The sequence below is a fragment of the Okeania sp. SIO2F4 genome, from assembly GCF_010672385.1.
GTDB lineage: Bacteria > Cyanobacteriota > Cyanobacteriia > Cyanobacteriales > Microcoleaceae > Trichodesmium.
The window spans coordinates 1-16,901 of the sequence record NZ_JAAHGT010000095.1 but is presented as its reverse complement, the minus strand read 5'-3'; the positions used below and the strand labels follow the sequence as shown (position 1 = coordinate 16,901).

The 16,901-nt window shown below is 32.9% G+C and carries 11 protein-coding genes and 1 pseudogene; 4 read left to right on the top strand and 8 right to left on the bottom strand.

Features of this window, described 5'->3' with window-relative positions; translation table 11 throughout:
* The 3 genes and pseudogenes from F6K22_RS08875 to F6K22_RS08865 all read right to left on the bottom strand — a co-directional run.
* Nucleotides 1-429 (bottom strand): annotated as a pseudogene (locus F6K22_RS08875) (undecaprenyl/decaprenyl-phosphate alpha-N-acetylglucosaminyl 1-phosphate transferase); the annotation flags it as partial.
* Between the two features lie 365 nt (nt 430-794).
* Nucleotides 795-2,072: a serine hydroxymethyltransferase gene (glyA, locus tag F6K22_RS08870; protein ID WP_375340143.1), complete on the bottom strand. Its 1,278-nt coding sequence runs from the start codon at nt 2,070-2,072 to the stop codon at nt 795-797.
* 113 nt (nt 2,073-2,185) lie between these two features.
* Nucleotides 2,186-2,383, bottom strand: coding sequence for a nitroreductase family protein (locus tag F6K22_RS08865; protein WP_293096012.1), 198 nt, complete (start codon nt 2,381-2,383; stop codon nt 2,186-2,188).
* Nucleotides 2,384-2,548: 165 nt separating this feature from the next.
* Here F6K22_RS08865 and F6K22_RS08860 point away from each other — a divergent pair, with 165 nt between their 5' ends.
* Entirely contained in the window at nt 2,549-2,941 is a 393-nt protein-coding gene (locus F6K22_RS08860; RefSeq protein ID WP_293096010.1) for a transposase, read from the top strand.
* A 33-nt stretch (nt 2,942-2,974) separates the two neighbouring features.
* Nucleotides 2,975-3,727 (top strand): RNA-guided endonuclease InsQ/TnpB family protein, encoded by a 753-nt coding sequence (locus F6K22_RS08855; RefSeq protein ID WP_363273158.1) that lies wholly within the window; start codon nt 2,975-2,977, stop codon nt 3,725-3,727.
* 529 nt (nt 3,728-4,256) lie between these two features.
* Here the strand turns inward: F6K22_RS08855 and F6K22_RS08850 are convergent.
* The 5 genes from F6K22_RS08850 to patD all read right to left on the bottom strand — a co-directional run bounded on the left by F6K22_RS08850 (nt 4,257) and on the right by patD (nt 11,048).
* Nucleotides 4,257-4,526: a hypothetical protein gene (locus F6K22_RS08850; protein ID WP_293096007.1), complete on the bottom strand. Its 270-nt coding sequence runs from the start codon at nt 4,524-4,526 to the stop codon at nt 4,257-4,259.
* A 254-nt stretch (nt 4,527-4,780) separates the two neighbouring features.
* On the bottom strand, nt 4,781-5,989 hold the full coding sequence (locus F6K22_RS08845; RefSeq protein WP_293096005.1) for an nSTAND1 domain-containing NTPase: 1,209 nt from the start codon (nt 5,987-5,989) through the stop codon (nt 4,781-4,783).
* A 148-nt stretch (nt 5,990-6,137) separates the two neighbouring features.
* Nucleotides 6,138-7,811 (bottom strand): dipeptide ABC transporter ATP-binding protein, encoded by a 1,674-nt coding sequence (locus tag F6K22_RS08840; RefSeq protein WP_293096002.1) that lies wholly within the window; start codon nt 7,809-7,811, stop codon nt 6,138-6,140.
* A gap of 2,203 nt (nt 7,812-10,014) precedes the next feature.
* Nucleotides 10,015-10,626 (bottom strand): zf-TFIIB domain-containing protein, encoded by a 612-nt coding sequence (locus F6K22_RS08835; RefSeq protein ID WP_293095999.1) that lies wholly within the window; start codon nt 10,624-10,626, stop codon nt 10,015-10,017.
* On the bottom strand, nt 10,623-11,048 hold the full coding sequence (gene patD, locus F6K22_RS08830; protein WP_293095996.1) for a heterocyst frequency control protein PatD: 426 nt from the start codon (nt 11,046-11,048) through the stop codon (nt 10,623-10,625). The genes F6K22_RS08835 and patD overlap by 4 nt, the downstream gene beginning before the upstream one ends.
* Nucleotides 11,049-12,062: 1,014 nt before the next feature.
* Between patD and F6K22_RS08825 the strand changes: the two genes are divergently transcribed.
* Nucleotides 12,063-14,312: a RelA/SpoT family protein gene (locus F6K22_RS08825; protein ID WP_293095993.1), complete on the top strand. Its 2,250-nt coding sequence runs from the start codon at nt 12,063-12,065 to the stop codon at nt 14,310-14,312.
* Nucleotides 14,313-14,929: 617 nt separating this feature from the next.
* Entirely contained in the window at nt 14,930-16,309 is a 1,380-nt protein-coding gene (locus F6K22_RS08820; RefSeq protein WP_293095990.1) for an aldehyde dehydrogenase, read from the top strand.
* Nucleotides 16,310-16,901 lie beyond the last annotated feature (592 nt).

Sequence of the window (16,901 nt, the reverse complement as noted above, 5' to 3'; positions counted from 1 at the left end):
TCCATAAAAAGGAATAGTTAGAAACTCTATATGTACTCCAACTATCCAGGCCATACTAGCAGCAATTACTTGCATAAATAACCTGAATAGTGCTGATAAACCAAACAAGTCATCTGCTAAACCAATCATAAAAAAAGCTAAACCGCCGACTGTTACTCCCCAGATTTCAAACTCTTTTTCTGGCGGCAAAATATTACCATTAGTATCTATAAATCCTCCCAACCACCAAACAATTAAAAGAGCAATTAGACTACTAATAAAAATAGAAACTCCTCCCAAACGTACCATTGGTTGTTTATGAATTTTACGACCGCCGGGATGATCTACAAGTCCAATTGTGAGACCAATTTTTTTGATTATTGGTGTAATTAAAAGTACAAGTAAAGTCGAAATAACTAAGGTAATTAAATGGTACAGATAATTAGGTATCTGAAATAATGGAGGGTTAAGAGTTAATAATAAATTATTAAGTTGGTCTAGCATCATCAGGGTATTTTGCCACTATCAATAGGTTATAATTTTAGAAAATTAAAATGTTTTTTTGTAAGAGTTGGGCGCTTATACTAAAATGTAATTATTTAAAACTATAGTGCTACCCTATATTTAATATTTGACTTTTATCAATAGGTTAGCTCCATTTAGTAGAGACATTATATAGAATGTCTCTACTAATTCCTAATTAAATATACAACCTTGGGGTGAAATTTAGCCTTTTAATTAGCTAATTATGTATTATCCAGTTTTTGATCTAGAATTAATCCCCAATTTAGGATTTACCGAAAATCCAAACTTCTTTAGACGAGACTGGGAACTTTAGCCATGAGATGAGGATAAAGAGGAAAACCATTGCATAATGATGCTACCCTCTCTCGACACTTTTGAGCTACCTCTTCATCTTCTGGATTTAGCAATCGTTCAGCAATAATATCGCCTATTTCTGTAAATTCAGCAACTTTCAGCCCTCGACTTGTCATTGCAGGAGAACCCAGTCGGAGACCACTGGTAACAAAAGGAGACTCTGGGTCAAAAGGTACAGTATTTTTATTAGCAGTAATATTAACCCCACTCATCAACTTATCTGCTTTTTTACCTGTCATACTTACTGATCTTAGATCCACTAACATAACGTGATTTTCCGTACCACCAGAAACTATTTTTAATCCGCGTTTTTGCAGTTGGGTTGCTAAGGCAGCAGCATTTTCTATAACTTGGCCGGAATAAGTCTTAAATTCTGGTTTTAAAGCTTCTCCAAATGCGACTGCTTTGCCTGCAATAACGTGTTCTAAAGGACCACCTTGAGTTCCGGGAAATACTGATTTGTCTAGTTTTTTCCCTAATTCTGGGTCGCGGGTAAGGATTAAACCGCCTCGTGGCCCCCTTAAAGTTTTGTGGGTGGTAGTTGTTACCACGTCACAGTGAGGAACTGGGTTAGGATGATGACCTGTTGCTACTAAACCAGCAATATGAGCAATGTCTGCTAATAAATAAGCTCCTACTTCATCGGCGATCGCCCGGAATTTTTCAAAATCAATTATCTGAGAATAAGCGGAATATCCACAAATCAGAAGTTTGGGTTTATGTTCTTTTGCCAGTTCGAGAACTTGGTCATAATCTATAGCTTCTGTTTTTTGACTTACACCATAATGATGAACTTTGAACCATTTACCAGAAATGTTGACTGGGGAACCGTGGGTCAAATGTCCGCCGTGGGATAAGTCCATTCCCATGATGGTATCCCCTGGTTGTAACAAAGTGAGGAATACAGCAAGGTTAGCCTGTGCTCCAGCATGAGGTTGTACATTGGCATGGGCAGCTCCAAATAATTGTTTGGCACGGTCTATGGCTATTTGTTCGATTTCGTCTATAAATTCACAGCCGCCGTAGTACCGTTTACCTGGGAGACCTTCGGCATATTTGTTGGTGAGTACAGAACCTTGGGCAGCCATTACTGCTGGTGAGGTAAAGTTTTCACTGGCAATTAATTCTAGGTGGTCTTGTTGCCGTCCGTATTCTTTTTGAATTAGTTCGGCTACTAAAGGGTCTGTTTCTGTGAGAAAGTTAGCGTTAATCATGTTCAGTATTTTTTGAGGCTACATTACAAAGTATACGCCCCACACTAGAACTTAAGTTTTTAGTGTGGGGCTGAGGAATCTAGTATAGAGTAATGGAATTGGTTAATTTACTTTTAGAATTTATTTTCAATCACTAAATCACTCAATGGTAATTGTCCGGGCTTTGGCCAAGGATCTTTAACTTTTTTGCCAATGGCTACCATAGGACCCATTACATAATCTTTAGGTAAATTAATTAATTCTGCTACTTTTTCAATCTCAAAACCAATCATCGGGCAGGAATCATAACCCATCGCTTTTGCTGTTAACATTAAGGTCTTAAGGTATTATTTAATTTCAATAAAAATATAGACATTTACGGACAATTATGTTCTTATATTCATACTTAAGAATACATTCTATTTCTCTTAGTGTAAGAATGTATAGACGATCTAGGGCGACAAATAAAAGCACAGAAACAGGACTCAGGAGTTGCCATGCTGAAACTGATTGAAAAACATATAATTAGCAAACACCATTGTAACTATAAAGAAATCGATAAGTTATGCTTTTTATCAAAGAATTTATTTAATGCAGTTAATTATATTGTTAGACAAGAATTTATCTTCAACCAGAAGTATTTAAACTCAGCTCAAACTTATCATTTAATTAAAGAGTCTGTTGACTATAAAGCAATACCTAGAAAAGTAAGTTGTCAAATAATTAGATTAGTAGATAGGTGCTGGAGTTCGTTTTTTGCCTCCCTCAAAGACTACTCAGAAAACCCTCATAAATATCTGGGAAAACCAAATTTACCAAGATATAAAGATAAGCTAAAAGGTCGGTGTGTGACGATTTATCCAGCTCAAGCGATTAGTAAAAGAGGTTGAAAGAAGGGATTCTTAGAACCTTCAGGAACAAATATATCAATCCCAACAAAAATTCAAGGAAAAGTCAATGAAATTAGATTAGTACCTCGTAATAGTTATTATATATTCGAGGCAGTTTATGAGGTTGAATCAGGAAAACCGATAGATAATAATCGAGTAGCAGCAATCGACTTAGGGTTATCAAATTTAGCAACAATTTCCTCAAATGTGAAGGGATTTCAACCATTTATAGTAAATGGTAAACCTTTAAAATCAATCAACCAGTTTTATAATAAAAAGAAAGGAGAACTACAGAGTAAATTACAAAAACAAGCAGAAGAACGTTGTCACTCAAATAAAATCAATAAATTAACGATAAAACGTAATTTGAAAGTAGAGACATATTTACACCAAGCAAGTAGAATAATAATTAATACTCTTCGAGAAAACCAGATAGGAACTTTAGTAATAGGAAATAATCAAAAATGGAAACAAGAGATTAATTTAGGGAAAAGAAATAACCAAAATTTTGTGCAAATTCCTTATCATAAATTTATAGAACAATTGACGTATAAAGCTGAATTAGTAGGCATAAAAGTAATTATCAACGAAGAAAGTTATACATCAAAAGCTAGCTTTCTTGATCTTGATAATATCCCCAATTATCAAAAGGGAGTAAAACATAAATTTAGTGGTCAAAGAATAAAAAGAGGATTATATAAATCGAAAAATGGCTTGTTGATTAATGCTGACCTCAACGGTAGTTACAACATACGCTCGAATTGCAGTTCCAAATGCTTATGCTGATGGAATAGAGGGATTAGGAGTAGTTCCATTCAGGGTAACACCTGGAAAAGTGAGTTGATACATAGATGAATATTTGTCTATAAACTTACAAACTCTAAAGCATCCATTGAGTAAAACTCCTCTTGATTAGTTTAAGATTCAGAAGCTGAGTTTTGCAATAAAATGAAAAACTAGGTCTCCCGATTTGGGTTCTCTGTGTTAGGCAACGGTTTTGTTAAATTTTACCTGAAATTAGGAGCAAAGAATCTACTTAATTTTTGGGTAACAAAATAGGTTTTAAATTACAAAGTATATGCCCCATACTAACACTTAAGGTTTTCCAGATGGAGTATTAGTATGGAGCAGACAGATTTAGTTTATGATGTTGGTTATCGTAATATTTGACCAGTCAAATTATTTCTAAAGTATTTACTGTGTCAACTATTCGTAAATTAATGATTTGCTTGACAAAAATTATCCTAGAAATAAGCTCTAGAAAAACAGCAAACTTTATGAGTTCTACTAATAATTAGATTACTTTCTTGGAAAGTCATTTAAAAAATTGCCCTAAGCCATGAAAAACTTCATTGAGAGATATTGGAAATGAAATATGACTAAGCATATAGCGGAATGGTGCAGGTAGCTTCTTGATTATTGACTTTTGTTCTGTCACCTCTAAAGCTTGAGTCTCATTTACTTCAGGCTGTACAGAGTTATAATTGTTTTGTTGACCAATGTTTTGTTCACCAATCTGAGAACCTTTATTAATAGCACCTGATTGGTTCTGGATACCAATTTTAGTAATTGGAGTATTTGACATGATTCAATCTCCTTGTGTTAATAAATTGTTGACTAATTTCTAGTTTAACTCATTTAAATAAGTTTGTGTTTTTATCTTTACCTATAAGCAATTACACAAAAAGTCTGGAATAGTATTTACTAATAAAGAATCGTCGTGAATCCAGCAAAAATTGTTTATCCTACAACAGTATCTTCTTTATATAAAAAATTATATTTAAAGTCAATCAATTAAACCCATGAAAAGACATATTTATATGAAAACTATCTCCAGGTTTAGCACTTATCTTTGAGCTTGCACATAATCCTAACTGGACTATCGAAAATAACTGGAAATAATTCTAAAATCACAGGCATTCCCACAAAAAACAAAAATAATAGAATCACAATTCTATATATTATTGGCGCTTCATTAATTATATTATTTTTGCTAGTTTTTTTCGTTAAACTATTTTGTTCTGCACGCTTTTTTTGCTCTCTCTCGTAAACCTCGACTATATCTGCATTTTCAGTAATTTCTTGGTAAGCTTTATATGTGAGTTCTTTATTTTTTTGTTTTTTCCATAATTCAACTAGGGCAAATGCTAATACAGCTAGACGCTTTTGTTGTTTTTGTTGTTTAATGGCATCTTCAATCAGCCGTTCAACCAATCTTTTTTTAACACTAACTCCGAAATTGCGAGTTGGTTTTTCTATTACTTCCCTTAATTGGTCTCCTGTCATTTGTTCTAACGTAATGCTATGTTTTTTCAAGGCATCTGGTAAGGGTGGATCAAACTCAATATTTCCTGAAGAATTTGTTCGTATTATAGTCACTAATATTGTTGATAAAGGGGATTTGTTAGTGGCACTTTGAAATGTTTGTAAGAGAGCATTAATAAATTTGTATCGGGTTTTATATTTATTAGAAGTGTTGTAGAGTTGCTCAAATTGATCTGCAATAATTAAAATACGTTTATCTGGATTTTTTTGCTGTATTTTATTAATAATCTCAGATAATAAAGTGATGTTGTTTTTCAGTGAATTTTTGAGTTTTTTGGCTTCAGTCTTTAATTCTTTTTTATTATCTTGTGGAATATATAGTGGAACTAAAGCTTGAGCAAGGTTATAAAAAGGATCTTCTTGAGGACGAAAAAATGTAAATAGCCAATTTTTTGCTTTGTATAATTTTGGAACTAATCCTGCTAGAATCACTGAGGACTTACCACTTTTTAATTCACCTAAAACTGAAATAAAATTATTTGTTTCAATAGCTGAAAGAAGTTTTTTTACAAATTCATCTCTACCGAAGAAATATTCAGCATCCTCTGGAAGAAAAATAGATTTGCTGTAGGGACAATTAGGATTTTTTTTTATGTTTACATAATTCTTGAGATTGATAACAAAATTATTTTGAATACCAATCTGTGTGCCATAATTTGTAGACCCAGGTTGATTTTGAATTCCAATTTGTTGGGATTTTTTTTCATTATTTTGTGCAGCCATTAAACTTCACAATTAAGTTCTGATTGTTAAAGAATAAGCCAGTAGAATAAATTCATAAATTATCAGTACAAGAATCATAATTAACAGTGTGAGCTAAACCCGAAAAAGAAGATAAAATTTTATTGATCAAAACCTAGCTTTGACAGTATTAAACACTTGATAATAGTGGCGCTGCATTTAACAATATCTGAGTATAAGGATGTTGAGGATAATTAAATAGTTCTTCTGTTTTCCCTTCCTCAACAATTTTCCCACTATTCATAACAGCAATTCTGTCACAAATAAATCTAGCTACCCACAAGTCATGGGTAATAAATAAATAGGTTAAATTCAATTCTTGCTTCAATTCCAACATCAATTCCAAAACTTGAGTTTGAATAGTAGCGTCTAACATACTTACAGGTTCATCACAAATAACCAGTTTTGGATTAGTAATTAATGCTCTGGCAATAGCAACTCTTTGTTGTTGCCCTCCAGATAATTCAGAAGGATATCGATTACCATATTCTGCGACTGGAGTCAAACCTACTTTTTCCAACATTTCCTCAACTTGAATTTTTGCTTCCTCTGTGCTAGCCAAGTTATGGATAAATAGGGGGTCTGCTATTATCTGGTTGACAGTCATCATTGGGTTGAGACAAGCGAGGGGGTCTTGAAATATCATTTGCATTTCTCGACGGTATGGTTGTAAAGCAGAGTGGGAGAGAGTAGTTAAGTCTAGACCTTGAAATTCCACTGAGCCAGAAGTAGGTTTAATTAATTGTAAAATAGTCCGAGATAAGGTACTTTTACCACAACCAGATTCTCCGACTAATCCTAATATTTCTCCTGAATAAAGGTCTAAGTTTACTTCATCAACTGCTTTAATAAGTTTGCTTTTTCCAGAAAATAATAACTGCTCTATAAAATTACTTTCTAAGGTGTAATGTTTAACTAAATCTTTGATTTGCAAAATAGGTTTAACTGTTTTAGCAACTTTTATTTCCTCTATTTCCTCAGATTTTTCTGGTTTAATTTGAGGAGGAGTAGATTCAACTACTTGAATATGTAAAGCTGCTGCAAATAGAGATTTGGTATATTCATGTTGGGGATGATGGAGAATTTGTTTAATTTCACCTTTTTCTACTATTTCACCCCCATACATCACAGCAATACTGTCACAATATTCTCCCACCATTGCCAAATCGTGAGAAATTAATAATAAAGAAGTCTGACGTTCTTGGCAAAGTCTAGTTAGCTCCTGCAAAATTTGAGATGCTATTGTTACATCCAAACTTGTAGTAGGTTCGTCAGCTACTATTAATTTCGGGTCAAGTAAAAGTGCTAAAGCGATCGCCACCCTTTGTCGCATTCCCCCACTAAATTCATGGGGATATTGAGACCAACGACTAGCAGGAATATTAACAGTTTCGAGAGTTTCTATAGATTTTTTTTCTGCCTGAGATTTAGATAGATAGGGTTGGTGTGCTTCAATAGTTTCTATGCAATGATCCCCAATAGTCATTAATGGATCGAGGCGAGTCATAGGGTCTTGAAAAACTAATGCTACTGCTTCACCACGAAATTTTCTGAGTTGAGAGGGGTTCATCCCAAACACAGATTTTTCCCCAAAGGTAACAGACCCCTCAACTTGTACTGACTTGGGCAATAATCTCATAGCAGCACGTCCGAGGGTAGATTTACCACATCCAGATTCTCCCACTAATCCTAATTTTTCACCAGGTTGAAGTTTTAGGGATACATTATTTACTGCCCAATGAAATTTTCCATGTTTTTCGGGATAAGCTACTCGTAGATTTTCTATATTAAGTAAGGGATTCATTTATTATTTTAATTAGGGATAGTTTGTTTGATAAATAGTTTGTTATTTTAGTGTAAACATTTAGCCATCAGTTATTAGTTGTCAGCCATTAACTTATTCTTTTTGAAGAAAGAATCAGAGTTGAAAGATTGAGCGAAAATTAAAAGTTACTCTTAAAGCATACTAGCTAATATTCCTCATTAATTACTTGGTACAGAATTATTACCGAATAATTAAGGTTTAAAGCCTCTCATGAGCAAGGAGAAACAAGAAAAAATTTTCCTTTTATTCAATCCAATCCGTTTTAGGGAGAGGTAATTATCCATTATCCATTATCCATTATTGAACCAAGAAAAGCTATTTGCGTAGCATTCCGCAGGGAAAACTTGAAGCCGAATACCTAAGTGCTTACATTTTAGTAATTCTTTTCCAGGTGAAAAAACCGTTGTTTTTGAGTAAGTTTTGATTGAGCACAAGTTAACTTGATTTTAGATGTGAAATATTCAGTAATATCATGTCCGGATAAACAGTTATAAATAATTAGGGAGTCCTCAGGAGTAAGGAGTTAGGAGGGAGAAGAGGAGGAAAAAATAGGGTATTACGAGGAAAAAGTTTTTTATCACTAATTATAGCAGTTTTCATTAACATAGAATACAACTATTTCTGCAATTTATTAAACTTTAGGTATATATAGAATTTTTACTGTAGTCTACCTTTGTGAAAACCGCTATAAGCGGACATGATATAACAGTTGATAAATTAATAATTTGTAAGTATTCAGCTATTAGCGGTCAGCTAGCCTCTTTCAGAGGAGCTGCCTCTTGCAGAGGAGCTGCCTCTTGCAGAGGAGCTGCGCTAACGCTAACGCTAACAGCAATAAAAATGAACAATTACAGCTAAAATTAGCTGATGATGTCCGCTTTTACCCAGACTTTTAATTCTCGCTCAACCTGAATCCTAATTCTTCCTCCAAATGCAATAAACTCCGAACGCTGAGGGCTGATAGCTGACGGCTGAATGCTTACAATAATTTAGGGATTGTACATTAAAGGATAATAAACACCTAAACAAAATTATTTACAAATTCGATCCTTACTGAATGGCAATTTCAGCAAAATATTTGTGTAATTAATTCTGTTTACCTGCTTAGATTTTCAACTGTACATAGTATTGAGGAAAGAATTATCCAAAAATATCTACTTTTATATTTCATTATTGCCTGATTGTGCAACGCCGAAAAATTTCCTCTTAGCTAATAATTCTTCAAGTTCTTATCAGGTCATTTCAGTTAGCCTCCTGCCGGAGAAACTTCCTTAACAGTTAGCCTCCTAGGTCGGAACTTCGTCAAGTAATTTAATCCTAAAAAAAACTATTTTTTATGATTAGTTGTATTTTTATAATCTGAAAAACCTTATAAAAGAAGATTTTTTATAATTATCAATTCCATTATTGGTTTAATACCCCACAGTCTAAACGATGTCTAAAATTGCTTAGGATTATAAGACGCGGAGCGACTTGCCAAAGGCTATCCCCATCCAATTGTTTCTTCTTCCTTCTTTTTTCTTCAATTATTTTCATTTTGTCATAACTACTTGCTTGAGATCCACAAAATTTATTTTTTGAGCCTAAATAATATAGAATAAGTGAGAAATAAGCATCTTTAACAGGGAAAAAAAATCTAAATAGCAACTAAAAAATATTAACTTTGAGTATCTATTTCTCAAGGCAATGAATTAATGGTTAATGGCTAGTTGACGTCTGAATGCTTACCATGATTTTTATCAAGTTCCACTACTAGAGAAACATTATTTACTGCCCAATAATATTTTCCATGTTTTTCAGAATAGACTACTCCTAGATTTTCTCTATTCAGTAGAGAAACATTATTTACTGCCCAATAATATTTTCCATGTTTTTCAGAATAGACTACTCCTAAATTTTCTCTATTCAGTTAGGAATTCATTTATTACTGCAATTGCGATATTTGCTTTAAGTAATAATAAGCTATTTGATTAATTATTTTATTTTCCCGTTGAAAATCCTGGTGTTTTTGAGCAAGTTGTAATTGAGTAAAAGTTAAATTAATTTAAGGTGTTAAATATTCACTCAAAGTCAATAGATTAATAATTGATACCAGACCAAATTTTTTTTGATTCTAAATATTAGGAGAGGTAAGACATAAGCATCTTTAAAGAAGTCAAAAAATCTAATTAACAACTAAAAATTATGAACTTTTACTACCCATGCTAAATTTGCCATTAAGTTCCTTACTTTTCTTTTCAAATCTGCGTAACATATAAGTAGCAGCACAGTCTGCTTGGGGATGATTTTCCAATATTTCTGTTAATTGAAAAACACACTCAGCTATTTCTTCTCCTAATTTATCAATGACAGTCTCGCGATTAATCATTTCTTGTTGATGCTGACGCACTTTTGCTTGCCATTGACTTGAAAAAATTTCGTGAATTTTAGTGTGAAGACCAAGTTCTTCTAAAATTTTCCATTCTTCCCCACTATCAAACCAGATACCTCCACAACTCATACAACGTTCTATATAGAAAGGATTTTTAATATTTATTCTAGCTCGTGACAAATAAGTACCGCACTCTGGACATAATCCTGCTTTACCATCAAAAGGGGAGGGTACAAAATCTTCAAATTGATTGTAGTAGGGCAAGGTTTCTTCAGGAGCATACCATGAAGGTAAACTGGCTAACCAGGCTTCATACTCTTTTGCTGAAATCCAAAAACCTTTAGATATAGGACAATATTTTACCGGGATAATATCATTTAAAATGGCATCTTCTAACTCTACATCGCATTTGGGGCTTTTCATCCTGTTTCTTCCTGATTCTGTTTTGATGTGGGTTGACCAAGTATACTCAAACAATAACCTTTGAGAATTTCTAGGCGATCGCTGATATTGGCCAACCGTGTTTGTGTTGTTTGAGGGTTTCGAGATGCTTGTAAAAAGCTAACATCTACATTCAAGAGCCTAAATTGCTTATGAATCTCCGTCAAATAAGACTGTACCTGGGATGCTATAGGTTGGTCTAGTCCTGAGTTATCTAAATTAATAATCTGAGTCTCGAATAATTGTTGGACTTCTTGATTTGTGGCCAATATTTTTGCTAGCTCTCTTTCCACCACATTTTTTTGCAACTGATTCAGAAGTTGACTGAGTTTTTGATATTGCTGATTATGCTCCTTTGGCAACATTAATGTAAATAAATCGAAATTTGTATATATTATTAACATACAAAGTAATATTGTTTCACTGAAGTCAAAAGTCAAAAGTCAAAAGTTAAAAGTCGAAAAATCAGATAGTATTGGCTGAAAAATTTCACTGAGAATAATTTCAGGCAATAATTTTACATAATTAGTGTGGTGTGAAATTATTTGTGACATTATTATAAGTGAATTGGTATAACAATCTAGGATTTTAGGTTCAGAAGTTATTAGCTTAAGTGCAACCACAGACGCTTAATTAATCTATCTATAACTTAATATCACCCTAGAGAGACTAAGAAATGAGAATTTTATTACTTACATAATTTAGACATATTGAGCTTTAACTTATTTAGGGTTTTCCTTCTAAGTTATGTATTTTGTTTAATCCTCAATCCTAATTTTATCGTTGCTATGCTTTGATTTTTCGGGAAACTTACGTTTTCGATGGCATAGTATTAGGTGTGATGTTGCAGATTTTTCAAGAGCACTATGCATGAGAGATCAGGAATTAAACCCCACCGTCACACCCAGTGTATAAAATTAATTGGGATTTAATTCCCAATAATATTGAATCTTATTATAAAGATTGTTGTTATTTTTTTGATAGTCATAATTTCACTATATGGAAAAATAATTAAGTCTTCAATTTTTAAGTTATATTTTAGATGTCGGGGTCAACTAACCCTGATTGAATAACATAAATTGATTATAATAATAAGATCTAAATATATAGTTTGATAATTATAGTTTTCCAGAATCTTGAGAGAAAAATAAAAGTATAAAAAATCACAGATAATCTTTATAAAAACTGGAATTATAAATATATAATCTGTTATATATTACTTTCTAATAGAATATAAATTTACAATTACTGCTAGAAAAATACAGAAATATAACTTATAGTAGTGAATTTTAATTATTGTAGTAATAGTAGAGTAAAAATTTCATCTACTATTACTACAACAAACTACTATATAACTATTTCATATTTTACCAATTTTTGCTAAAAAGCTAATACTCCTTAACTCTAAACTAATTCCTATGAATACTAAAACCCTGACACCTAAACCTCAAATTTCATGCATAATTCCTGATTGGTTGCAAGAATGTCTAGATAACAGAAATAAGAGTGATAATTTAAGCTGTTCAGTAGATACAGCATTAATTTGTCAAGCATTTGAATTTGCATACAAGTTACATGAAGGGCAATATCGGAAATCAGGAGAACCTTATATTTGTCATCCTGTAGCTGTGGCAGGATTATTAAAATATCTAGGCGGTGATAGTGCGATGATTTCTGCAGGTTTTCTACATGATATTGTTGAAGATACTGACGTAAGTATTGAAGAAATAGAACAAAAATTTGGTTCGGAAGTAGCTTTATTAGTAGAAGGTGTAACTAAGCTTTCTAAGTTTAATTTTTCCAGCAAAACAGAGCTACAAGCTGAAAATTTTCGCCGAATGTTTTTGGCAATGGCAAAGGATATTAGAGTCATTGTTGTGAAGTTGGCAGACAGATTACATAACATGAGAACTCTCCAACATTTACCTCCTCATAAACAATTGAGTAAAGCGTTAGAAACACGGGAAATATTTGCACCACTAGCAAACCGTTTGGGAATTGGTCGAATTAAATGGGAATTAGAAGATTTATCTTTTAAATATATTGAACCAAATGCTTATCGAGAAATACAGGAATTGGTAGCAGATAAAAGAGCAGACAGGGAAGCTAGATTGTTAGAAATGACAGAAAATTTACGACGAAAATTAGACCAAGTAGGAATAGAATGTTACGACATTAGTGGTCGCCCTAAACATCTTTATGGCATCTATCGAAAGATGTACTTCAAACAAAAAGAATTTCACCAAGTATATGACATTTCTGGACTGAGAATAATTGTAGAAAAAAATGAGGATTGTTATCGAACTTTAGCCATTGTTCACGACTCTTATCGCCCTATTCCTGGAAGATTTAAAGATTATATTGGTCTGCCAAAACCTAATCGTTATCAATCATTACATACAGGAGTAATAGGTACTACAGGTCGCCCAGTAGAGGTGCAAATTAGAACTGTGGAAATGCACCATATTGCTGAGTATGGAATAGCTGCTCATTGGAAGTATAAAGAAACAGGTTATAGCAATACTAATACTAATATTACAACTGAAGATGAAAAATTTACTTGGCTACGACAGTTATTAGAATGGCAAAGTGACCTGAAAGATGATCGGGAATATTTGGAGACTATTAAAGGTGATTTATTCTCTGAAGATGTTTATGTATTTACACCAAAAGGTGATGTGATTTCTCTAAAACATGGTTCGACACCAATAGATTTTGCTTATCGCATCCATACAGAAGTAGGAAATCATTGTACAGGTGCTAAAGTAAATGAACGAATAGTACCTTTAGATACTCCTTTAAAAAATGGTGATATAGTCGAAATTTTGACTCAGAAAAATGGTCATCCTAGTTTAGATTGGCTAAATTTTGTTGTTACTGGTGGAGCGAAAAATAGAATTCGTCAGTGGTTTAAACGCTTTCATAGAGAAGAAAATTTAGCTAGAGGTCGAGAATTATTAGAAAAAGAATTGGGTAAAAAAGGTTTTGAATCTTTACTCAAATCAGAGCAAATGCGAATTGTTTCTGAAAGATTGAATTATCATAATGTTGATGATTTATTAGCAGGTTTGGGTCATGGTGAAATAACTTTAAATTTAGTAGTTAATAGATTACGAGATGCATCTAGAGAAGTAACACAAGTTGAGCAGAATTCAGATATTTGTTCAGAAAAATATTTACACAAACCTACTCAAACTTTATCTCCTAATAATTCTCATCCGATTGCTGGAGTAGAGGGGTTAATGTATCATTTAGCAGGTTGTTGTAATCCTATTCCAGGTGAGTCTATTATTGGTTCTGTAACTCGTATGAATGGTATTTCTATTCATCGTCAAGGTTGTTCTAATGTGGAAAGTGTACCTGGAGAAAGGTTGGTTCCTGTTAGTTGGAATACTGCTAATGAAAATCAGGGACGACCTAAAACTTATCCAGTTAATATCTGTATTGAAGTTCTAGATAGAGTCGGTGTGCTGAAAGATATTTTATCTCGTTTGATGGATAATAATGTTAATGTGAAAAATGCTCAGGTTAAAACAAATCCTGGTTCTCCTGCAATTATTAATCTATGTATTGAAGTCAGCGATCGTCAACAATTTGAACGGAGTTGTACTCAGATTAAAAATATGAGTGATATTTTGAATCTCCGTCGTATTAGTCAGGTGGAATAATGAATAATGAATAATTAATAATTAATAATTAATAATGAAAATTATAGCAATCGTAAATAGCTTAGGTTGCAAGATTTATGACACGAATAAAATACGGCTGCCATATCTCTAATTAGCAATTATTAATTAGGGTTTGCTGAAAAAGTCTTTTTGTTGAGGTAGGGAGTAGAGAGTAGGGAGTCAGGGCTATTTCATTCTAGATATAGGCAATGAATTTACTAGCTTTTAGCCATCAGAAGTTCAGATTTAGCAAAGCTGAAACTACGGATTCTTGTCAATGCAAAAAAATGCACTTTTGAGAATGAAATAACCCTGGCAGGGAGCTGTACAAGATTGTACAAGAGGTAGTAGTTCATCATAGCCACTTAAATTTTCTGCCTCGCGTTACTCCAAAATGCTTAATTTTTCAGCTTTATTAACACAAAAGCTGGTACTTTTTCGAGACCTAAAGTTTCTCAAACCATTAGAATGTAAATGCTTTTATATTTAATCAGCAAGCCTTAATTACCTATGGTTAAAAAAGAGAGGATTGAACTAAGTTCAGAAATCTTATTTCTTTAATTATCAATTAAAAATTAATTTACTTATCCATTAATTTCACATTTATGATAAAAACTATGCTTTTAGAACAATCATCTATCGCCAATATATTAAATAAACAACGTCACTTTTTTGCTACAGGAAAAACTCAAAATGTTGACTTTAGAATAGAACAACTGAAAAAGTTAAAACAGGCAGTTTCAAATTATCAAGAAAAAATAGCTGCTGCTGTTAAAGCAGATTTGAATAGACCAAAGTTTGAAGCATATTTTGAACTGAGTTTTTTTACGGAAATAAATGATGCCATTAAAAAGCTAAAATCTTGGGCAAAACCTAGAAGAGTTTCTACTCCTATTGAGCAGTTTCCCGCCGGAGCTAAAATTTATCCTGAACCTTTAGGAGTAGTTTTAATTATTGGTGCTTGGAATTATCCTTTTCAATTAGTAATATCTCCTTTGTTAGGTGCTATTGCAGCGGGAAATTGTGCGATTATTAAACCTTCGGAAATAGCTGTTAATACATCTGAGGTTGTTGCAGATTTAATTGCTAATACTTTTGAGTCTAATTATATTTCTGTTGTGACGGGTGGAGTGGAAGTAAGTCAACAGTTATTAGCAGAAAAGTTTGACTATATTTTATTTACTGGAGGAACAAGGGTAGGCAAAATAGTGATGGAAGCTGCTGCTAAAAATCTTACTCCTGTAACTTTGGAATTAGGTGGAAAAAGTCCTTGTATTGTTGATGATGATATTCAGTTAGAATATACAGCAAAACGTATTACTTGGGGAAAGTTTATTAATGCTGGTCAAACTTGTGTAGCTCCTGATTATTTATTGGTAGATAAGTCAGTTAAATCCCAGCTATTGGAGAAAATTAAACAGTCTATTGAGGAATTTTATGGTGAAAATCCTTTGGAAAGTCAGGATTATGGTCGGATTATTAATGAAAAGCAATTTAATAGATTGAGCGATTTACTGAAACATGGAAAAATTGTTATTGGTGGTGAAACTAAGTCAGAAGAACGTTATATTTCACCTACAGTTATTGAAGAAGTTAATTTGGATTCTGCAATTATGCAGGAGGAAATTTTCGGACCTATTTTGCCTGTTTTAGAATATGAAAATTTAGATGAGGCGATCTCTCTGGTTAATTCTCGTCCTAAACCTTTATCTCTTTACTTTTTTTCTCGAAATAAACAGAAACAAGAACAGGTTTTAAGAGCAACCTCTTCTGGGAATGTTTGTATTAATGATACGGCGATGCAATTTGGAGTACCATCTTTACCGTTTGGAGGAGTGGGAAATAGTGGTATGGGTAGTTATCATGGGAAGGCTAGTTTTGATACTTTTTCTCACTATAAAAGTGTTTTGAACAAGGGATTATGGTTTGATTTAAGAGTCCGATATGCTCCTTATAAAAATAAGGTTGGTTTGATTAAAAAAATAATTTTTCGGTAATATTCGGTAATATTTGTAGGTTGGGTTGGGTGCGATTCGTTGGGTCAAAGAAGTATTGACTGTAACATGATCCTTTGACCAAAGTGTCAAATTAGACTTGTCGCTAAATAGATGGAAAAAATCGCTCAAATTAATACCATTTCACGGAATTATGAATTCTGAATTTTGAATTCAGAAGTTAGATTGGATAAGCTAAAAACTTTTACAAGACAACAGTTTGAGGTAATTATTTGACATTTAAAGTTTGAAACTATTTGTGACATCTTTAAAGTGAATTGGTATAAGACACAGCAGTAATTCCAGAAGTTTGAAATTGGGAATAGCTAAAATTATTACTTGAGTTGGGTTTGCCAGTTTTTTTTAGTTATAAAGCGACAAGTCTATTACAATGAAGCGATCGCCTGACCACAATTTTATCACTACATATACAGGAATACCGTAAATAGATACAGCCTTAGTGTTATTTTCTGCACAGTTGCTACTCAAACCCCATTACTTTCAATAGACATCTCCAGAAAATAAACTTGCCTTTTATTTAGCATCAGTTAGAGTTGTAAAAGTTCGTCAAAAAATCATTTTTCGTACCTTTTTC